At 39.5% G+C, this 22510-nt stretch carries 17 protein-coding genes; 8 read left to right on the top strand and 9 right to left on the bottom strand.

What is annotated here, in order from left to right; genetic code table 11:
• Nucleotides 1-147: 147 nt before the first annotated feature.
• From ACOVQQ_RS05375 to xrtF, 9 genes are all read right to left on the bottom strand, one after another.
• Nucleotides 148-744, bottom strand: a complete 597-nt coding sequence (locus ACOVQQ_RS05375; protein WP_421817280.1) for a hypothetical protein — start codon at nt 742-744, stop codon at nt 148-150.
• 4 nt (nt 745-748) lie between these two features.
• Entirely contained in the window at nt 749-1381 is a 633-nt protein-coding gene (locus ACOVQQ_RS05370) for a hypothetical protein (RefSeq protein ID WP_421817279.1), read from the bottom strand.
• Between the two features lie 1045 nt (nt 1382-2426).
• A complete protein-coding gene (locus ACOVQQ_RS05365) occupies nt 2427-3125 on the bottom strand; it encodes a DedA family protein (RefSeq protein ID WP_421817278.1) in 699 nt (232 codons plus the stop codon).
• 151 nt (nt 3126-3276) lie between these two features.
• Nucleotides 3277-4008, bottom strand: a complete 732-nt coding sequence (locus ACOVQQ_RS05360; RefSeq protein WP_421817277.1) for a heavy-metal-associated domain-containing protein — start codon at nt 4006-4008, stop codon at nt 3277-3279.
• Nucleotide 4009: 1 nt separating this feature from the next.
• Complete coding sequence (locus ACOVQQ_RS05355) at nt 4010-4348, bottom strand: heavy-metal-associated domain-containing protein (RefSeq protein ID WP_421817276.1); 339 nt, start codon at nt 4346-4348, stop codon at nt 4010-4012.
• 9 nt (nt 4349-4357) lie between these two features.
• Nucleotides 4358-6361 (bottom strand): TonB-dependent receptor plug domain-containing protein, encoded by a 2004-nt coding sequence (locus tag ACOVQQ_RS05350; protein WP_421817275.1) that lies wholly within the window; start codon nt 6359-6361, stop codon nt 4358-4360.
• Between the two features lie 46 nt (nt 6362-6407).
• Nucleotides 6408-6824 (bottom strand): HYC_CC_PP family protein, encoded by a 417-nt coding sequence (locus ACOVQQ_RS05345; protein WP_421817274.1) that lies wholly within the window; start codon nt 6822-6824, stop codon nt 6408-6410.
• A 112-nt stretch (nt 6825-6936) separates the two neighbouring features.
• Complete coding sequence (locus ACOVQQ_RS05340) at nt 6937-7392, bottom strand: exosortase F system-associated membrane protein (RefSeq protein WP_421817273.1); 456 nt, start codon at nt 7390-7392, stop codon at nt 6937-6939.
• Entirely contained in the window at nt 7382-7921 is a 540-nt protein-coding gene (gene xrtF / locus ACOVQQ_RS05335) for an exosortase family protein XrtF (RefSeq protein WP_421817272.1), read from the bottom strand. The genes ACOVQQ_RS05340 and xrtF overlap by 11 nt, the downstream gene beginning before the upstream one ends.
• A 68-nt stretch (nt 7922-7989) precedes the next feature.
• Here xrtF and ACOVQQ_RS05330 point away from each other — a divergent pair, with 68 nt between their 5' ends.
• The 8 genes from ACOVQQ_RS05330 to ACOVQQ_RS05295 all read left to right on the top strand — a co-directional run bounded on the left by ACOVQQ_RS05330 (nt 7990) and on the right by ACOVQQ_RS05295 (nt 22502).
• The gene (locus ACOVQQ_RS05330; RefSeq protein ID WP_421817271.1) at nt 7990-8445 is read left to right on the top strand and encodes a GAF domain-containing protein; all 456 of its coding nucleotides are present in this window, start codon (nt 7990-7992) and stop codon (nt 8443-8445) included.
• A gap of 125 nt (nt 8446-8570) precedes the next feature.
• Nucleotides 8571-9515 carry a toxin-antitoxin system YwqK family antitoxin gene (locus ACOVQQ_RS05325; protein ID WP_421817270.1) on the top strand — a complete coding sequence of 315 codons (945 nt, stop codon included), beginning with the start codon at nt 8571-8573 and terminating at the stop codon, nt 9513-9515.
• Between the two features lie 190 nt (nt 9516-9705).
• On the top strand, nt 9706-9975 hold the full coding sequence (rpsO, locus tag ACOVQQ_RS05320; protein ID WP_094487111.1) for a 30S ribosomal protein S15: 270 nt from the start codon (nt 9706-9708) through the stop codon (nt 9973-9975).
• A gap of 172 nt (nt 9976-10147) precedes the next feature.
• Nucleotides 10148-12403, top strand: coding sequence for a polyribonucleotide nucleotidyltransferase (locus tag ACOVQQ_RS05315; protein ID WP_421817269.1), 2256 nt, complete (start codon nt 10148-10150; stop codon nt 12401-12403).
• Between the two features lie 495 nt (nt 12404-12898).
• Complete coding sequence (locus ACOVQQ_RS05310) at nt 12899-14476, top strand: T9SS type A sorting domain-containing protein (RefSeq protein ID WP_421817268.1); 1578 nt, start codon at nt 12899-12901, stop codon at nt 14474-14476.
• The gene (locus ACOVQQ_RS05305) at nt 14466-20930 is read left to right on the top strand and encodes a DUF6443 domain-containing protein (protein WP_421817267.1); all 6465 of its coding nucleotides are present in this window, start codon (nt 14466-14468) and stop codon (nt 20928-20930) included. The genes ACOVQQ_RS05310 and ACOVQQ_RS05305 overlap by 11 nt, the downstream gene beginning before the upstream one ends.
• A complete protein-coding gene (locus tag ACOVQQ_RS05300; RefSeq protein WP_421817266.1) occupies nt 20927-21535 on the top strand; it encodes a hypothetical protein in 609 nt (202 codons plus the stop codon). The genes ACOVQQ_RS05305 and ACOVQQ_RS05300 overlap by 4 nt, the downstream gene beginning before the upstream one ends.
• A complete protein-coding gene (locus ACOVQQ_RS05295; RefSeq protein WP_421817265.1) occupies nt 21516-22502 on the top strand; it encodes an RHS repeat-associated core domain-containing protein in 987 nt (328 codons plus the stop codon). Before ACOVQQ_RS05300 ends, ACOVQQ_RS05295 begins: the two co-directional genes overlap by 20 nt.
• Nucleotides 22503-22510: the final 8 nt, after the last annotated feature.

Below are 22510 nucleotides of genomic sequence, written 5' to 3'. Positions count from 1 at the left end.
AGGATGTCGCTCCAACCGCTAACGCAAATTCCGTCACAGAAAATAAAAGCACAATGCAAACGGCGATGCTATTCGCATCAACACCCGCAGTTCTTAACAATCTTCAAATCATAAAGATAACTGTTCTGATTGATGATAGGCAGCAAATTAATCAAACTCGACGCCTAACGACAAAACTAGTCCGTATGCTTTCTCATATTCTCTAATAAATGGCGAGGTACCCTTTGAAATATCATTTTCAGAGTAAGAAAAATGCAAAGCTGTAAAAAAACCTAAAGAATCGGTGAGGTTGTAGTCTAAATACACACCCGCCTTCAGATTGGGCATATTAGAAATGGCTAGTTTATTGCCGTCTTCCCGGTAAACAACCCGCTCATGCCCTACACCAATACTTGGCGTGAGCGCAAGCTTAGAACGCAAATAAAATTGATGTGCAACCTGAAAATAGTAAATGTGTTGTGTGATCCGAGAGTGCGGCAAAAAATTTTGGGCACCGTTAAATTCTCTACCTATAATCGATATTCCGATAGCAAATTCAAAATTATGATTTCTGTAAAAAGTAGCGTTGCCATCAAATCCGAAGCCGTTATTATAGTATTTATTGAAGGCGGTCTCCCCAAATTCTACCGGTGTAAACATCGACATCCTTAATTTTGGATTGAACGTTGAAGTTTGCTTAACAGCCTTTTGTGCTGCCGTACTTCCGACAACTGCACTAAAAATTACTACCCAAATGTATTTCATGAGATTAGAATTGAAGGGTTTCAGAAATGTCATTTGTACCAATCTCTCGAACAATCGAAAAGGTCTCTGAGCTATTGTCATACGAATCAAAAACAGTATATGAAATGGTTATTGTTTGATTCTTCTTCAATTCTAAATTAAATACTTCGGGATCATCGCGATTTATTGCATAATTTCCTATACCCGACAACTCAATATTTGAAATGGAGCGCTGAAAATTACTTGAACTAAATCGCAACTCGAAATAGACAACCTCATCGAACGCTAAAACATAAAATCTCTGTGAGTTCAACCGATCGGGCTTCAGTTTGGCCATGGTAAAAGTGCGAGAATTTTCGAGAAATGAAGTTGTGTAAATCCGAAAATCACCCCTAGGATTAAAAATCGAAAATCTAATTGCGCCATTTTCATCGGTCACAAAACTGAACGAATCATCTGTACCGTAGGATCGTGAGACTTGATATTCCACAGCCAAACCAGCTATAGGCTCATTACTGCTATTAAAAAACTCATTTTCTATTTCTACAATCACATCGCCATCATAAGGTGGGCCGCAACTCACCACAAAAGCTAAAACAAATAGTAACAATGTGCAAGTGCGTACTTTACGATTTACTCTATTAAGGAATTTCAGCATCGGTTTGTGGATTTCTATTTTACTAACAGATACAAAAGAAACAATTTAGTTGGTTGCTTTATACATTATAATAACCAATTAACATGAGTTTAACATAAAAATTCATGTTAGAACGCTTAAAATGAATATTTTATAATATCGTTGGAAAAATCCTCGTTCAAAAAAATTAAAGCTAATCCTTAAAACCGTCGCTTTCGTCGTTGTATTTCCTTAAGCTATCTCGATAACTCAAATAAAAAAGTTCAGGCCTGTTATACCAATACGGCCTATAAAATAGACCTAATAAAACGTTATTAAGCCAAAACAGCTCTAAAACAAAACTCTGTGGCGCTGATTTGCAATATTTTTTTGACTTGTTCTGCCTTAAAAACAACATTCGTTCGTACGTATATTCTAAAGATCAAATTGATGTTCACCAACTTTTTAAATGATCGCTGACTACAATTCTTAAATCGCACGCACGCTTGGAATCAACTTAAAAAACAGCATCTATGCCCTGCAACGGAAAGCAACGGAAAGTCTTTGAAAAAAAGCGCAAATCGGTTTTCTGTATTAAGATTGGAGTATTAAGTATCAAGATTTGAATACTAAGTATTAAGACTTTGATGAATTTGCCACTGAACGTATCCTTATGCCCTACCGAACCTACCTATCGTTGGTGCCTGCGCTCGACGAAGGTCGGACACTGTGAACATTGTGAACCACTTTGTGGAACATTCTGCTCCCTCAATGCCTAAGCCCGTCGAAGGTTGGTGCCTGAGCTTGTCGAAGGCTAACCGCAAAGGACGCAAAGATTTACGCAAAGTTCACAAAGAAGAAATCTTTCCATTTTTTAAATTCTTTTTATTCTTTCAATCTCGAAATCTCGAAATCTCCTACCCTGCCCCGGATAGCAACGGAAAGCCTTTGAAAAAAAAGCCGAAAAGTCGAACAACAAAAAAAGCGCGACCAACGGAAGCGCTTTTTTTGTTTGTGAGGCTCGGCTTTTTGACAAAGCTTGCAGTGTATAGCCGGATTAGGCCCTAAAAATAATTACCGTTAACAACTATTCCGGATCGGTTTCGTTTGTTGGCGCTACCGATTTTTTGCCGAACTTGTAAATCACCGGAATCATAGTAACAGCAACTAAGCCAATAACAATAACTTCGATGTGTTCTTTTAAGTCGATTTGATAATTCTCCAACAAGAAACCGTACAAATAATGCCCGGCGAAAATGAGCGAAAACGACCAAACGAAAGAGCTTAGAATATTGTAAAACATAAACTTTTTGCGATCCATGTTTACAATACCTGCCACAATGGGTGCAAAGGTTCGGAAAATGGGAACGAAACGCGCAAAAATGATGGCGCGACCTCCGTGCTTTTCGAAAAAATCTTTCGACTGAACCAAGTACTTTTTCTTCCACCAAAAACTGTCTTCTTTACTATACAGATAATAACCGCTCTTGGCACCAAACCAATAACCTACAATGTTGCCCAAAATTCCGGCAACTGCTACGAGTGTAGATAAAAGGGTAACGTTTAAAAAAGCACTTTCGATAAAAACCACGTTTTCCACCAGTTCTCGGTTGTAGATACCTGCTAGAAAAAGCAAGCTATCACCGGGAAGAAAGAAACCCGCGAACAAACCGGTTTCGGCAAAAACGATAAACAACACGATGAATAAGCCAACTTTTAGACCGTTTATATCGAAATGAATATAGAACAACGGGTCTAGTAAGTTTTTCCATTCAAAATTTTCCATCTGTGTTTGTTTTGTGATTGTATGGGCGAAAATACTAATTAATGCGGCTACTGCCTAGCGCAGCCACTGTGTTTACCAATTTATTAACGCGTTTTTAAGCGATTTGAAAGCCGCTCCCTTTTCAGAACGTTAAAGGTCAATCAACTACAAACTAGCCGAACAACATAGCCACTCCCAAAACGATCATGATGCTGTTCTCGATAAAAGTTGCTTCGGTCATCGGCAATTTAAGCACGGTTCCCAAACAGGCACAGCGGATTTTTTGCTTGTGCAATAAGGTTCGCGTTACGCCTAAAGTGGTGGGAATTAACGTTATTAAACTCACTATAATCGCCGGAACAACTGCAATTTCAAGCAAAAACAAAATGCCTAAAAGCAGTTCCAGAAACGGGTAAGCGCGCGCGTAGCCCTGGCTCTTGGCGGCAATCGGATCGTACATGGCAAAACTTTGTGCAAAACCGCTTACATCTAGGAGTTTGAAAAACGAGAAAACGAGATAAAACAAACCCATAAAAAGCAGCATCATTCGTTTGGGTTCAAACTCGGGAACGGTGCCGAGAACGGTTCCGAGCAAAAGAAATCCGAAGATTAAAAAAAGCGGAAACAGTTGTTTTAATTTAGAAACCTCAGCTTCGGTTTCGATTACTTTCTGCTTTACAGGCGTGGGTTCCTCTACTTCGTGGTAGGCTGTAACGGTATATTTTCCGGGCAAGGCTTCGTTTAGTGCTTCTGCCGAATAGCGAACAGCAGCATCTACTACGAGCTTTCCTTCGGCCATGTCGACCAAAACGTGTTGTATATCGGGCAAAACCGACAATGTATTTTCGACGGTTGCTTTACAACTCTTGCACGTCAGTCCGTTTATATGGTATATGGTACGCATATCACTCCTTGCGATCGTATTTACAACAATGGTGTAGGTTGTTGTAGGTTTCGTCGTCGGCTTTTACATTTTTGGTGTCGTGCCCTATTTTCGCGACCGCTTTCTCAACATCGGTTACCGAACATTTGGTTTCGTTTATGATGAGGTGTAAAACCTTGTCGTCGATATGCCATTCGGCCGATTTAACACCAGGTACGCTGTATGCAGCCTTTTCGATGCGTTTCTTGCATTGCTCGCAATTGCCGTTTACTTCGACACTTACTTTTGCATTTTTATTTTTTTGTTGTGCTTGTGCGGAAAAGGCTACAAACAATAAAACGAGGTATACTAAATTTTTCATGATATAAAGTTAATTGATTTTAAAACGCAATCCTGCGTAATACATTCTTCCAAAAACAGGGCCATAAACTACCGAGGCGTCGAAATTGTTGCCAAACGGATCGTTAGCACCACTAATTACTTGAGGTTGTCTAAAATTTGTTGCGTTTTCAATGCCGCCGTACACTTCGAAAACTTTGGAGAAAACGCGGGTTACTTGGGTGTTTAGCGTACCGAATGCAGCCGACCTCTGCGGCAAATCGGTTGTGGTAGGTAATACTTGCGATCCGAGCCAATTATACGTTGCATCGAACTTCCAGCGTGAACCATTTTCGTGTTCGTGTGTCGAAAACTCGCCGTTTACAAAAAAACGGTGTTTTGCTTGGAGCGGTCGTTGATTTGCACCCGACGCAAAATCGGTTTTCATGTCGTAATATTTATACGAAGTTCGCAAGTTCAGATGCGTTAAGATGTTGATGCTAAAATCGAGCTGTACGGCATTAACAAACGAATCGCCTTGAAGCATACGAACCGATAATTCATTGGCTCGGTACGGATCAATAACCACTTGCTGTTGAAAATCGGTGCGGTAAATATCGGCACCAATATTGGCACTACGTTTAAAGAGTTTAAATGATTGTGCATAGCTAAAACCGTAATTCCAAGCAATTTCTGGATCTAGTCCATAAATTTCGCCGTTGCCACTTGCTACATTCCAAATTCGATTGCTGGCAAGAAACTGTTGGTTTTCGGCAAAGATATTGGAAATGCGTTTTCCGCGTCCGGCGCTAACGCGAAGTGTACCGCCTTCCCAAGGGTTGTAGCGTGCATGCAAACGCGGTGTAGCAAAAACACCCAAACGGTTGTGATAATCCACACGAGCACCGGCTACTACACTAAAATCGTCGGTATTGTCGTAACTATATTCAAAGAAAGCACCAACCGAAGTATCGATGCGATGCGGGTTTGCCACGAAATTGGGCACACGAACCGTTTCGCGATACTGATCGAAATTAAACGACAAACCCGTTGCAAATTTGTTTAACGTATTGGATATGATAGAATTAAAAATCAAATTTGAATAGAAATTTGTTTGGCTAATTCCGTATTGATTCAGTCCGTAAAATCCTTCTTGATTGTGGTAAGAAAATGCGTTTTGAAATCCGATGGATTGGAACGGCATGTCTGGAAACACGTAGCCAACTTTAGTTGACGCATCGAATCTCTGCGTATTGATTTCGGAACCCCAAGCCCCGTCGTGCAGAAATCCGGCATGGTCGCGAAAATCTTTTTGGCCGGCTATTTTCTGGTCGTTTAAGTATCGGAACGTAAAAAATCCGACGACTCCTTTTTCGTTGTTGGTGTATTGATACCGATTGAGAATATTGACTTGTTGTCCGGTTGGATTGTCGAGAAAACCATCGTGATTCATGTCGTTTTGAACAACACGTGCATTTCCGTGCACCAGCAAAAGTGATTTCCATCGCTGCGATAGGGTTTGGGAAATATGCGTATTGAGTTCAAATCGCGCATCGGAAGAGCCGTAGAAATTGACGAAAAATCGTTCGGCCTCGAACGGCTTAAGTAATTCGGTATTAATTTGTCCGGAAATACTTTCAAAACCGTTGACTACCGAACCGGCACCTTTTGTAATTTGAATACTCTGAATCCACGTGCCTGGTGTAAACGACAAACCAAAAGCCTGACTGGCACCTCGAACCGACGGAATATTCTCTTCAGTGATTGTAAGATACGGCGATGTTAAGCCGAGCATTTTTATTTGCCTTGCGCCGGTTAGTGCATCTGCGAAAGCAACATCGATAACCGGATTGGTATCGAAACTTTCTGCTAAATTACAACATGCAGCTTTCAGCAACTCCTTTTTTGTCATCACATAGGTGTTGGCTGCGGGCTTTTTCAGTTGTTTCAGCGAGCGTTCGTTCGCTTTTAGATTTACTTCCTGTAAGGTGTCTTGCGCGAAAGTAGTAGCACTAAACACAAGTGCAAAAAGGCACAAAACCTTTATTTTATTCATTATAAAAATTCATTAAAAGTTAATTACTGATTCAAAAACCAATAATTTAACCCAAATGAATTTTTAGCGCACAAAACAGAATATAAAATGGTGGTGCGTGCGCATCGGGAAGTAGTTCTAAGATTTGTTCTTCCGCGCACTTTGTTACAAGTACAGATTTTGGGGCTTGCGATTGGAAAGCTGTTGCGACCACCGCAGAAAAGTCGGGATACTTTTCAACCAGAAAATCTTTTTTGGCTTTTAGCTCTACTTTTTTGTCGGTACAGCAAGGTTTGTCTTGTTTTGCTTTGATAGCGCAACATCCTTGATCTTTTTTGGCAACCGGTTCGCAATTGTCTTCTTGACTAAAGAAATCGAGCGAAGCTAATTTATCGCCACAAAAATGAGCGGTAAATGCGAATCCCTGAGCGGTACTCATTACCGTCAGTGCTAAGAAAATCGCTATGTACTTCTTAAAATTCACAGTACAAAGATATGGAGGTCTGTCTTAAAAAACTGAAATGCTTACTTAAAATCTTCTTAATGTAGCTGTTCTACGAAGAACGTCGCCAGAAATTAGAGAGAAATCGGATAATTTACTTTTGTTTGACAATTGTGTTTCGTTGAAAGTAAAAAGCCGGCACGAACAGCAAAACTAAAATCGGATGAATGATAAAACGGCGAGCGTAGAACATGGGCATCAGGTTTTCATTTCGCGTCCACACTAAAATGGCTAGGAAGATAAACATCGCAACCAAAAAGAAAATTCCGTAAAGAATTGCCGAAAATCGAACTAATTTCCAGTCTTTAAACAAGGCGTAGATTATTCCGAGGGAAAAGAGCGTATTGAGTGAATATCGAAAAAGCATGCTCAGCGATAAAAGCATCGTATTGGCGTGCGGCAATTGCTTTCCGTAAAAATCTTTCTTAAAAAAGTAAATAAACGGATCGTAGAACAAATCGTTTTCAAATGCACGAACTGCAGCTAATAAAACCACAAACACGGCAAAAAGCAAAACACGTAATTTATGTTGGAGCAGTTTATTTAGCATAATTCGAAAATTTAGTTACCCAAACAATCCAGAGCACAAACGTTACACCGTAAATCAGCAACGGAAAGACAACATCGTGCATTAAATTTCCGTATTCGGGATATGCATTCAGTCCCAAAATCAGTGCAACAATTCTGGCAATATTCAAAAAGTGAATGATTAATACTCCGCTTAATATAAAGAGAACGGTCGATTTCAATTTACCGGTAAAAGCAATCACAAACGCGGTAAATAAAATCATGATGCTAACCGCGTTGCAGCCTTCGACGATGCGTACCACAGACTCGGCGCCTAGGTAAATGCGAAAAGCGGGTTCGTTGATGCTCGGCCCCATCGATGCTACGTAACCTAAGGCGTTTAAAAGCCACACGCTTTGTTCGGTAACGATTTTAGTAAAAAAATCGGGTTCGAAAATCGCTAAATCTAATGATCTTAAATAGGTTTGATATACAACAGTTGCTACAATATACGACAAGAAAAAGCGTCCAAGAAAGTGTATAAACGGCTTATATTGTTGATAATAATTCAATTCCTTTTTTTAACAAAAGTATGTAAATCGATGCGAGTTCCTGTAATACCTTTGCAAAAAAAATACGAATGGAATTTACGGCATTACTCGATCAAGTGCAGCAAATTGGCGCCAATGCAGCTACGACCAAAACAGAAAAGTTACAAGCAATCTGCGATTTATTAAAAGAAAACATAAGTTATTACGACTGGGTTGGCTTCTATTTTAGAAACGGCGATAAAGAAGAACTTATCTTGGGTCCGTACGCTGGTGCAGAAACCGATCATACAGTTATTCCGTTCGGAAAAGGAATCTGCGGACAAGTAGCGGTTTCGAATCAAAATTTTGTGGTTCCGGATGTGAGTGCGCAGGACAATTACATTGCATGCAGCATGACGGTAAAATCGGAAATAGTTGTGCCCTTATTCGTAAATGGCGCGAATATCGGTCAGATCGACATCGACTCTGAAACCCTCGATGCTTTCGGTGTTGCCGACGAGCGCTTTTTGGAGCAGGTGAATGTGGAAGTTGCGAAATTGTATTAACTAAATCGATAAAAGCTGCGAGGTTTAACTTTGTTTTGGAGCATTACTAACGGCAAACTTTTGCTTATGCTCGCAGAGGAATCAGAAAATTACCAATTTGATTAAAAATTGATTTTCAAAAACTCATGAAATACCTACCAACGTTACTACTTCTATTCGCACTTAATTCATACTGCCAAGAATCGGCACAAATCATCTATCTAGATTCACTCGATCAAAAAACGGCTTACGGCAAACACCAATCATACGCAAGTATTGGCAGCCAAGATTCATCGGGAAGTTTTGAAGTGAGTCAGTTTTCAAAAGACGGGATTTTAATTGCCAAAGGCAAAAGTGCAGAACCAAATACTTGGGTAAAAACAGGAATTGTTACCGCATATTTTCCCGATGGGACAATAAAAAGTAAAATCTCTTATGAAAAAGATATGCCTAGTGGTGCCGCTGAATTATGGTATCCGAATGGAAAAAAACAACTTGAAGGATCGTACCACATCCCTGAAAACAATAAAATCCAAAATTTAAAAATCGATAATTTCTGGGACGCAAATGGAAATCACCAAGTATCGAACGGAAATGGCACTTACGAGGGCACGACTACGGAGATTTTTGGTTACGAAATTTTGGAAAAAGGAACAATCAAAGACGGATATCGCGACGGCAGCTGGATTTTGACAAGTGCAAATAACAAAGAAAAATGGACATTAAATTACGCCAATAATGCCTTTACCGACGGTATTTATATCGATGAAACCGGCAATTCTGAAAATTTTACAGAATTATTTACGTCTCCAATAGACAATGGTGGTAAGGAAAAAATAATGAAGCACTTGGTAAAAAATTTAATCATACCAGAGAATCTAACTTCTAATATTAAAGTCATTACAAACTTAACAATTGGTCTGCAGGGAGGTATCTCTAATGTTACTTTCCCAGATAAACTCGACGCCACGCTGGAAAAGAACATCAAAATCGCATTACTTCGATTAAAGGATGTAAAACCAGCAACAAAACTGGGCAAGAAAATTAGCTATACGATTTCCTTTCCTATTAACATACAAGCCAGCAATTAGATAAAAGAGCGCAATTACTTCATATTTACATGTGTAAAACACCAGAATGCTCCCAAATACAAACTGGAAACTGTCCTAAAGAAAACGGTTTCTCAAATTTTATTTTGCTCAACGCAAATTAAACCATACCTTTGCAGCCGAATTGCAAAAACAACAATTCATACATAATAATCATTTTAACAATATTAGCATGTACTTAACTAAAGAAGTAAAAGAAGAAATTTTCACAAAGCACGGCGGTTCAGCTGGAAACACAGGTTCGGCTGAAGGTCAAATCGCTTTGTTCACATTCCGTATCAACCACCTAACAGGTCACTTGAAAAAGAATCGCCACGACTACAACACGGAGCGCTCTCTTGTGAAGTTGGTAGGAAAGCGCAGAAGCTTGCTTGATTATCTGAAAAACAAAGATATCAACAGATACCGCGAAATCATCAAGGAATTGAATATTAGAAAATAATCAAAAGGGAAAAGAGGTGCTTACGCGCCTCTTTTTTTTACACGACTTTCAGCCCTAAACAACTGATAGTCAAATTGCCAAAAGCAGAAAAAAAGTACGGTTTTTCATTGGGCGCACACAACTACAACAACAACACAGCTACCCATTGTTTAATCAAGTGAATTAAATTTTTATGATTCCAAACGTATTTAAAGAGGTTATCGATTTAGGAGACGGAAGAACCATCTCAATCGAAACCGGAAAACTTGCCAAACAGGCAGACGGCTCTGTTGTAATTAGAATGGGCGACACCATGTTGCTCGGAACGGTTGTTTCCGCAAGAAAAGCCAGCCCTGGCGTTGATTTTCTACCATTAACCGTAGATTATCGCGAAAAATTCGCCGCCGCTGGACGATTCCCAGGCGGATTCTTCAAAAGAGAAGCCCGACCAAGCGACGCTGAGGTGCTTACCATGCGACTAGTAGATCGCGTTCTCAGACCTCTTTTCCCTGACGATTATCACGCCGAAACGCAAGTGATGATTCAACTGATGTCGCACGACGAATCCGTAATGCCCGATGCACTCGCAGGTCTTGCGGCTTCTGCTGCCCTTGCCCTATCAGACATCCCGTTTCCTACGCTTATTTCAGAAGTGCGCGTAGGTCGTATCAACGGCCAATTCGTAATCAATCCGAGTAAAGAACAACTCGAAAATTCCGACATCGATATGATCATCGGTGCTTCACGCGATACCATTGCCATGGTGGAAGGTGAAATGAAAGAAATTTCAGAAAAAGAAATGGTGGAAGCCATCAAATTTGCACACGAAGCCATCAAAATTCAAATCGATGCACAAGAGCGTTTACGCGATGCTTTTGGCAAAAAAGAGGTTCGTACCTACGAAGAAGAACGTCACGATGCCGAATTAGAAGCGAAAATTCACGAGTTGGTGTACAACCAATACTACGAAGTGGCGCAATCGGGAACAGGAAAACAAGAACGTGGCGAGCGTTTTTCTGAAATTAAAGAAGCGGCTAAAGCTACTTTTACCGAAGAAGAATTGGCAGAAAACGGCGACTTAATCAGCAAGTACATTTACAAAACGCAAAAAGAAGCCGTTAGAAACGTAATTCTTGATTTAGGAATTCGCCTCGACGGCAGAAAAACTACCGAAATCAGACCTATTTGGTGCGAGGTGGATTATTTGCCACGTGTTCACGGATCGGCTTTGTTTACACGAGGTGAAACTCAGGCATTAGCAACAGCTACTTTGGGTACTTCGCGCGAAGCAAATATCATCGATTCGCCTTCAGAACAAGGAGAAGAAAAATTCTACCTACACTATAACTTCCCACCGTTTTCAACCGGAGAAGCAAAACCATTACGCGGAACGTCGCGTCGTGAGGTCGGACACGGAAACTTGGCGCAACGTGCCTTGAAAAACATGATTCCTGCCGATTGCCCGTACACTGTACGTATCGTTTCAGAAGTTTTAGAATCCAACGGATCGTCGTCAATGGCAACGGTTTGTGCGGGAACTTTAGCACTGATGGACGCTGGTGTGCAAATGATTAAGCCCGTTTCAGGTATTGCCATGGGATTGATTAGCGACAGTAAAACCGGACGTTGGGCGGTATTATCGGACATCTTAGGTGATGAAGATCATTTAGGGGATATGGACTTTAAAGTTACCGGTACTGCCGACGGTATAACGGCTTGTCAAATGGATATTAAAATCGACGGTTTGGCGTACGACATCATGGAAAAAGCTTTGGATCAAGCACGTGAAGGTCGACTTCACATCTTGGGCAAGCTTACCGAAACGATGGCGCAACCACGTGCCGATGTGAAAACATTTGCACCTAAAATCATTATGCGTACCATTCCAGGAGCATACATCGGAGCCCTTATCGGACCGGGTGGAAAAGTGATTCAAGAATTGCAAAAAGCTACCAAAACAACTATTGTTATCAATGAAGTTGACGAACAAGGCGTTGTTGAAATTTTAGGTACCGATCCAGACGGAATTGCAGCGGTGTTGGCCAAAATTGATAGCATTATCTTCAAACCAGAAGTGGGCGAAACCTACGAAGTGAAAGTGATTAAGCTCTTAGATTTCGGTGCAGTTGTAGAATATACGGCAGCTCCAGGAAACGAGATTTTACTACACGTTTCGGAACTTTCTTGGGAGCGTACAGAAAACGTTACCGATGTGGTAAATATGGGCGATGTTTTTGAGGTGAAATACATGGGTATCGATCCGAAAACGAAGAAAGAACGCGTTTCGAAAAAGGCTTTGTTGCCACGACCTCCGAGAGACGAGAATCGTCCGCCGCGCGATGAAAACCGCGGGCCACGAAACGACGATCGCGGACCGAGAAAAGATTTCAAAGGCCCAAGACCCGACAACAGAGGACCGCGCGAAAACCGCGAAGAAAAATCCGAATAAATACAAAATTCGAATAATAAAGAAGACCGCTGCATTGGCGGTCTTTTTTTTGGATTTAATTGGGGCGTGCCGGCGCAAAAAAGCAGTTACCCAAAGGAACATAGTGCACGCGCCGTCCGGCTTTCGGCTATATCTTTTCGCGCCGCGTTGCTCTGCGAAAAGGATACCGCCTCAATCCGTCACGCGGGAATACCGTACGAAAAATCAATAAAAAACAAAAGTTTATATTAAGTAAAATGACAAAAATTAAAAAGTATTTTTTTGAAAGCAAAGCAACTAAATCATTTAAAATTTAACTAGGTACTTCCATCAAGATACTTTTAGCAACATTTTTTCTGCCTAAAAACATAAAAATCAATTAATTATAAAACATTAATTTAGTTAAAGGCGCTGGCACACATAACCTATCAACAACTATAAATTCACATTTTTTTAAACTTACATGTAAAAAGTAATTACCAAAAAAGTTATGTTTGTAACTTTAATTTTTTTGTCATGAAAAGTTCAATTTGGGTTAGTGTACTAGCTAGTTTTATTTTAATTGATGCGTACAGCCAAGAATTGGTTTGGGAAAAGACCTATGGTGGAAAACAAGCTGACTATCAAGCTAAAATTCTTGCGACAGCAGACGACGGAATTTTACTAGCTGGCTCATCTATTTCGCAAGCTTCCGGCAATAAGACCGATGATTCGAAAGGGAATTTGGACTTCTGCCTGTGGAAATTAGACAGAAGCGGCGAAATTGAATGGCAAAAAACTTTTGGGACAAATGGTATTGAAAGACTTAAAAGCTGTATTCTCACCAGAGATGGAGGTTATCTTCTAGGAGGAATAACCAGCAATGAAGACTTTACAAAAAGTAAAGCTGACAGGCGAATTAATGCTTTAGGTACGCAAATTTTACTAATTAAATTAAACGCATTTGGAGCAGTAGAATGGGAAAAAACATTTGGATATAATGGTAACGAAACACTTTCCGACCTGATTGAGCTACGTTCAGGTGATTTCTTGATCGGAGCAAACACGACCATAGGAACTCCCGAATCTAATAATAGCGAAACAGAAAACACAGAAAATTACTGGATTCTCAAAATAAGCCCCAAAGGAGATATAGTTAGAGAGAAAATCTATGGAGGCGACTCTACTGACCAGCTTCGTAAAATCATTGTCAACGGAAATAATTACTTTTTAGCAGGAGTTTCAAATTCGAATGCTAATCGAATTAAACGAAATAACGCCTTTGACACTACTTTTGATTTTTGGATTTTATCCATCAACTCAAATTTTGAAGTTCTATGGGAAAAGCAGTACGGAGGTGATGGTGATGATCAATTAGTAGAAGCTCTAATTTCAGAAAAGAATGAACTTCTACTTTATGGGACGTCGAATAGCGGATCTTCAGGTAACAAAACGAAAGGTGCAAAAAATGGCGATGATTTGTGGCTAATCCGAACAGATTTGGAAGGCACTATTCTCAGCGAACATACATATGATTTTACCTCAACCGACACCGCTATTTCTTTGTTCTTTGACGAGGATCGTAATTTAATTCTATCAGCAACTACCGAAAGTAAGACACTAGACAGTAGAGGTAGTAAATGCCGTGATTTTGCACTTTTAACCCTCGATAAAGACTTTGAAATCGAAGATAAAGATTTTTTTTCTGGAGAGCCTAATACTGGTTTAGCAGGCGTAATTAAAAGCAGGAAAGACGGTGTTTACATTGGTGGCACAAGAGAAATTACAACTAAAAAAGGCTTGAAAGATGAAAAAATATCCCAAGATTTTGTATTGCTAAAACTTGCTTCCAAAAACAAAAAATCACCTGATCGGCTGAAGCTGGAGGCATTTCCAAATCCTACGGCGGCATATACAAATATTGTGATTGACGTCGAATATGAGTCGGGAAAGCTATTAGTTACCGATATGTCTGGTCGGGATATACTTCGTAAAGAGATATCGAACGCTATTGAACCGATAGACTTATCGGAAGCACCTGCTGGTATATATATCGTGACAGTTGAAACTGAAAAAGGAAAAGCATCTACTAAAATCATTAAAAATGAAAAATAGCCTCAAATTATTTTTTAGCATAGCAACAAGCCTATTCTTAGGTAGTTTTACATTCGCACAAAGTAATGATGTTGCATTACCAAGCCCTGAGTTGCGTAGTTTAATGTTATTTGAAGACAATAGAGTGTCTTTACAAACCGGAATTCCCGACATTTCGCTACCTATATTTTCACTGCCCACTTACTCTAGCTTTGTAAATGCAAATGTTATAATGGCATATCACCCGTCTGATGTTAGATTTGGCAACTCTGGGGGTAATGTTGGCAATGGATGGAATGTATTTACAGGTGGAGGTGTGGTTACACGAAAAATTATAGGAACAGTAGATCAGTACAACAGCTCAAGTACTTTCGACGACATTTATCAATTCAGTTTTGGAGGAAAGCTAGGCAAATTTTTAATTAAGAATGTAAATGGAAACCTCACTCCTGTCGTTGTTAGTAATTCCGATGAAACTTTTAAAATAGAACTAATAAACCCTTCTAGTACAGCGCCTTTTTTTACCGGCTTTACTATCTTCGACAATAAAGGAATTAAGTATATCTTCAATATTACAGATCAATCTGTAACAACTTCGGCAACTAATTTTATTTATAAAAGTGCGTATCATTTGAGTACTGTTTTCGATGCTAACAATAATTTGCTCTTAAACATTCAGTATACAAATACTACTGGTGGCACAATTACTAGACCAACAAATGAAAATAGGATTTCATCAATCACAAGTACCGGACATGGAATTTTGGAGTTCGTCTATACAAATTTGAAGCTGTCATCTGTGATAATGAAAGACACTTATTCACAGAATAAGCAGATTGCGGAATTTAACACTAGTCAATTAATTATTAAATCTCCCCAAAATCAAATTATAGATTCATATAAGTTTACATACAACAATTTATATCCCCTAGAAAGCATAGACTACGACGTATTCGGATATCCAGTTGGTGTGGATTGCCCACTTGACCTCGCACCAAACGTCAGAGACTTTGCTCAAAACGGCCTTCTCCAAAGCATAGAAAATTATACCGGAGGAGTCAAATACTATGCTTTTGAAACCAATCAATTTTCGAAATACACCACACGCACTATACCTCCGCAGACGCCTGAAGGTCACACTTTCTTTGAATTAATACCGGATGTGAACCCTGAATCTTACAGAGATGAAGAATACGACCATAGTTACAATTATGAATTCTTTGCAAATCAACTTTTTTTAAGCTCTTTACACAGTCTGAATTTTACTTTAACTACAAATGAAACTCTAGCGATATTGGCGCAATCTACTAGCTATACCGTTTCTTCTGCGCCATTAACCGACGCGAATGGAGACTTTTATAATATTACGCATACGCCTGAATTCAAGTTATACTATCGGCCAAACAGTTCCACCGCTTGGCAATTGCTACAAGGTATAGACCGGAATGCTAAAAATCTAGGATATTGTTACGGACAAGAATTTCAGTTAAGTGCGGGACAATATAGAATCGAAATCGTTGCACATGCCGTCGGACATCCATGTAACGGCGAAGTTACAATTCATAAAAAAGTAGCTAATCCGCAGCAACCTAACCGAATGTTTGGAGGCGGTGTTCGTATAAAAGAAACCGCTTCATTTAAAAACACCACGGAACTCAATAGCTTCCTTTCATCAGGACAATTATTACGGAATTTTAGCGGAGCGGAAAATGTAACTCTTTACGATTACAATTTTTCATCTGGAGAATTTGCAGGAATGAGTTCCGGAGTTTTTATGTTAGGCGATTTAAATAATGTCGATAATGTTGAAGCATTTTATGATAGAAACTTAGTCGATTACCGTGAAGTAACGGTAATTACTCCAGGTTTAGGCAAAAAAGAATATACAATGCAGGTGCTTACTACTTATCTTAGTAATATTTCAAACTTTGCAACTGGAGACGCATACGATTTTAGAAGAGGGCTAATTTCAAAAATTAGGACATTTAATGAAGCTGGTTTCCTTGAGGTAGAACAAAACATGACATACAATTACAATGAGGATACTTCTTTAACGTCATCAGTTAGCGCATTTAACATTTTATCTGGTTGGACTAGTATTGCGACACAAAACACAAAAAGGTATTTCCAAGGTATTACTAATCCCGTTGTCGAAAATCAAACCTTTACCTATAATGCAAACAATCGACAACCTGAATCAGTAACAATTACAGATCTTGGAAGTAATGAAACAACGCTTGAACAGTACTTCTATCACACTGGCAATTCAATCCATCAGCAAAATCGGGTGACCTTTCTTGAAGAAAAGAGAACAACAGTAAATGGGAATTTAACCGCTACAGAAAAAATTACATACGCAAATACATTTTCAAGCAACGTATCCTTTCTTCCATCACTTGTTCAAAAATCAAAGGCAACAGCGCCATTATACACAGAATCTGAAGTTCTCCGATACGACGAATTCGGACATCCAATAGAAACCAGACAACCAGGAGGGATTACAACTTGCTACATTTATGGGTACAATAAAACCGTTGTTGTAGCCAAAATAGAAAACTTTACCTACTCCGCTATTCCAAATAGTAGGATAACAACGCTTCAAAATGCCACGAATATTGCAAACAATAATGCCGCTGTACTTACAGCAATAAACGCATTAATAAACGATCCCGCACTTGCTGCCGCATTTGTTACTGGATACGTTTATGAACCACTTGTTGGCATAAGAACCATGATCGATTCCAAAGGAGACTTCTTTAACTTTTCTTACTTTAACAATGACAGTAACCGTTTAAGCCAAGTAACAGATCAAGACGGAAATATCCTTAAATCGTATTCATATGTGTTTCATACATCGTCAGAAGGCGTCACTGTAACCGAAACGATATATAAACAACCAACAACTGTTGTACTCACAAATCCAACACAAACCCAAGCAGATGTTGTAGTTAGACATTACGACTCATGGTCTCGATTAGATCAAACACGAATGATTAAAGGAAGTACAGACTCTAAAGATCTCGTTCAAATAGTAAAATTTGATAACTATGGCCGTACTCCAAAAACTTTTCTACCGCATGTTGAAAGTACCAGTTTGTCATTCAATCCTAATAGCGAAAGTCAGCAATCTACTTTTTATAGCTCACTGTCGGGGAGTTTACCAAGTAATTCGTTCCCTTTTTACGAAACTGTATTTGATGCCAATCTCGAATCAACAGTACTTGAACAAAGTGCTCCGGGCTTAGATTGGTCGTTGCAATCAAATATAAAACACACAGTACGAACTACATTATCTACGAACATAACCAGCGATCAAGTCAGAAAAATCACAGTTAACGTTACAAATACAACTACAATCGGTGCAGCTTTTACTGCTAGTTTAAATCAACAAGGGCTATTTCCTGAAAACTCTTTGATTAAAATTGTTACCAGAAATGAGAACTGGGTTACCAATGATGGGGAGTTAAACACCAGTGTGTCCTTTTATAACCAAGCTGGCAAACTGCTTGTTTCGAGAACTTTTTTACCACCATTACCAGGAACTACTGTATGCCAAAAGGTAGATACTTATTATGTCTACGACGATTTTGGAAATCTGAGCTTTGTAATTCCGCCGAATGTAGATGTAAATTTAACAATAACTCCAGAAGTTCTCAACAATTTGTGCTATCAATATCGGTACGACTACAGAAATAATTTAGTTGAAAAAAGAATACCGGGAAAAGACTGGGAATATATGCTTTATGATCGTTTGAATCGAATTGCTGCCATAGGTCCTGTTAGCAACCCTTTTTCGGGAGACTCGAAAGGTTGGCTACACACCAAATACGATCCGATGAACAGAGTCGCATTAACAGCATTTTCAACTGCTACCATAAATTCAACAACGCGCACTTCACGACAAGGCGCATTTTACAATACGGCGGCAAGCGCATCTGAACGAAAAACAACAACTTTTACTACAATTAATAATGTAGGCAGCTACTACACAAATAACACTTGGCCAACAACTGGTCACCATATTATTAGCATAAACTACTACGATGATTACACGATACAGCCTAATTTTACAGTTGCCGAAACAATAACTGTTGAAGGTGTTTCAAATTTTTATAATAACACGACCAGACAACCAAAAGGACTACCTACTGCTAACTGGACGAGAATTTGTGATAGCCAATCCGGAAATAGTGGCGTCTTAACCTATCAATACTACACTAAAAAAGGATTTATTCTCGCTAAACGTTCTGTCGGTGCAATTAGCGGGCGCTCGGCAAGTCAAGATGTGACTTTAAATGCGTTTACTGGCCAAATTAATGCTATTAGAAGTAGTTTTACTAAAGATGCATCAGCAACAACACTCACTGTAACTGACCGGATAACCTATAACAACCAATCACGAATAACTAGAGTAACACATCAGATTAACGACTTACCCGAAGAGCTTATGAGCGCTCCGATATACAACGATTTAGGAGCCGTTGAAAGCAAACTCGTTGGTGGTCAATTGGGGCAAGCATACTATCAAAAAATTGACTACCGTTACAACCAGAGAGGTTGGTTAAGTGAAATCAATCAAATAAATAATCTGCATCCGAATAATTCCAGCGAACCTCGCGACCTCTTTGCATTTTCAATACGCTATCAAGATAATGCTTCTGCATTAGGATATCCAGCCGCTGGCGTTGTTGAAAAACAATACAACGGTAATGTATCTGAAATCTATTGGAGAGGAGGTACCGACAATGTACTTCGCAAGTACAGCTTTGTTTACGATGATAAAGATCGAATTACTAATGCCATTTATCAGCAGCCAAATGCAACAAATCCGATAAGAAATTCGTATAACGAAAGTGTTACATATGATAAAGTCGGAAACATAACTTCTGTTTATAGAACCGGAGAATTCGACGACCCATCATTGGTACACCCTATCGATGACTTACAATACACTTATGCTCCAAATTCTAATAGACTTATGAAAGTAAGTGATCAAGCACAAGATTCATTTGGCTTTATTGACGATGCGCCGCAAGCGGATACCGCAGACGATTATGCTTATGATCCAATTACAGGTAGTTTAACTCGAGATGATAACAAAAATATTTCATCAATAGCATACAATCATCTTGATCAACCTTTGCGTATCGTATTTTCTACCGGAGAAAATATTTCATACATATACGATGGACAAGGCAATAAAGTAGAAAAAAGAACTACCTCCGCTCAAGGCGTAACTACGCTACATGAGTACTGGAATGGTTTACAGTACCAAAATGGCATTTTGCAATTTTTCCCCACACCTGAAGGATATGTAACTCATTTGGTTAGCAACAACCAAAGTGTTTTCAAATACGTTTATCACTATAAAGACCATTTGGGCAATGTAAGATTGTCTTACACCAATGCAGCTGCATCAGGTGCGCCAAACTTACAGATTCTAGCCTACGACGGTTTGTACCCATACGGACTCACACACAAAAATTATGGCGCAACTAGACGGGCATGGGAAGCTTTACAAGCAAGTATTGTCATAAACCCCTTAAACGCCTCTATCAACGACGAAGCTCCCGGAAATTACAAGTACCTTTTCAACGGTCAAGAATTTCAGGAGGACATAAGCGAAAACAACTACGCCATGACCTTCCGCGCTTACGACCCAGCCTTAGGCCGCTTCACCGGCGTTGATTTATTGGCCGAATTGCAATACGAACACACGCCTTACCACTTTGGCTACGGAAACCCAAATGTGTTTGCAGACCCGAGCGGGTTGTTTGGTAGTAGACGCGCTGCTCGAAGATATCGCCGAGAAAATGGTGTTACTGGGCGAATTCAAAAGCTCGACAACGGAACCTTTGTTATAGTGAGAGCCGACGGAAGTTACATTGTTGGTAACGATTCTGATGAAAGTGGTAGTTCAGGTGACGATGCTGGAAGTGAATCCGATAATATCTTCTTTTTCTTCGGCGGTGGCGATAGTGGTTTCGGCGGAGGCATTGGCAGCAGTGGAGTTAGTGGCGGTGGAGGCAATGCCACTGGCGGTGTAGGCGATAGACTTTGGGACCTAAACAAAGATGGAAAACTACAAAAGACAGAAGCTGATTTTTGGTGGTTGTTTGGACGCGGCAGGACAATTTACGTTGATAACAACAAGATAGATTGGACAGGGTTGAAAGTACCGGGCAATAAAAAAACAGGTAGGTTCAAAATTAACACAACCGCAGCGTTTATCTATTTACCATTTGAAACTGCCGCTACATATGGAGGTACTTCGTTTGAAATAATCGACTCAAATACGGTCAAAGTTGTAGATCAACTTTATCATTACAATATGAGATCATATAACAGCATAGAAAATATCAAAAGAAATGTTTTAACACAACTTGGTAAACCGTTCGGCCCAGATTTTTTGAATTTGATCGAAGGTAGCGATTATACTATTCATTATTTAAATCCAACAATAAAACTAAAATGAAACAGTTAAAAATAGGCGTCATCATTATTGGAATAGTTTTAATGCTTTTTTTCCTAAAAATCGCCACAAACAAAGACGATCAAAACTTAGGAAGCGGATATTATTTTTTGCCAAATTACGAAGCAATTGATGTTGGCTATCCATATGGTAACTTAATTTATAAATCCAACAACAAAAACTACTTTGATATAATTCTTATCCGCTCGGATATTAAAAATGTCAATTACAACGATCAATTCATAATCGTCTATCAAGAACCTAACAAAAAATTGGCACTAAAAGAAATTAGTAATATGTTAATTTTATGGAATAATTATTACAACGAAATTAAGAGAGATAGCTTGATAAATTTGGAATACGAAAAAGTTTCTTTATCAGACATCAATAAAATGATTGGAGGTAAGAATAGCGAACAAATTACTCGAATTACAGATAGTATTTTTTCCAGTGAAGAGTCCTATAAAAAAGTTTTTGCTAACAAGTACAATTATTACATCATAGACAAAGTGAACAATACGATTTCTGAACCCTTATCCTTAAAAGAATTTAATAAGAAAAAGAAGGAAAAAAATATTGATTTAGAATTTGTGGAACTGTCGGATTAACCCCCTAAACGCCTCTATCAACGACGAAGCTCCCGGAAATTATAAGTACCTTTTCAACGGTCAAGAATTTCAGGAGGACATCAGCGAAAACAACTACGCCATGACCTTCCGAGCGTACGACCCAGCCTTAGGCCGCTTCACCGGCGTTGATTTATTGGCCGAATTGCAATACGAACACACGCCTTACCATTTTGGCTACGGAAACCCAAATGTTTTTGCAGACCCGAGCGGGTTGTTTGCAAAAAGAAAAGATGTGAGAGAATACATGCGCAAACTAGGATATAGACGTTGGGAGTATTCAATTGTAAAAAATGCCGACGGTTCGTTCAGTGCAGTAATGACAAGTGGAGGAGAAACTTGGCACTATAACGATGATGGCGACACTTTTGTAGAATTACCAGAAATTGGTCTTGGTGGCGGAGGCAATGGTGGCGCTGGCGGAGCAAGTGGCGGCGGTGGCGGAGGATTTGTTGGTGTGTCGAGCGGTCAGGGTAATGGAAGTGGTAATTGGTATACGTTTGCGGGTCGGGCTAATGCAGTTTTTGGCACTACGGCGTCTGCTCTTGAAGCCGGAGAAGGTTCATTTAGATTAGCCACAACCAGTCGAGGTTTTAGCCCAAAATATTATGGAAATGCTTGGAAAGGAAATCAATTCGCTACAACATACAACATCAGTAAAGTAGGTAATTTATTTGGTAAGTTATCTCTAGGTTTTGGAGTGGCTGCGGATATAAGGGGGATGATGATTCATCAAAATAACCCCAATTCACCTAATGCCGTACACCCTAGTAAAGCAGTTTTAAATACTGGAATGGGAGTTTATGGGCTTTGGGTGAATCCTTTTGCTGGCGCTTTGTATTTTGGAGTTGATGCATTTTATCCCGGAGGATGGCCCGCCGCTCTGGAAAGAAGTGCCGAAGTTCAGAATAGAGACAGAGCAATTTTAGGTTTTTACCCAAAAGACTAATTAGGATT

The sequence above is a fragment of the Flavobacterium sp. genome (genome assembly GCF_049240005.1).
Classification (GTDB): Bacteria; Bacteroidota; Bacteroidia; order Flavobacteriales; family Flavobacteriaceae; genus Flavobacterium.
The sequence above is the reverse complement of the archived record's forward strand: the minus strand, read 5'-3'. Positions and strand labels throughout refer to the sequence as shown.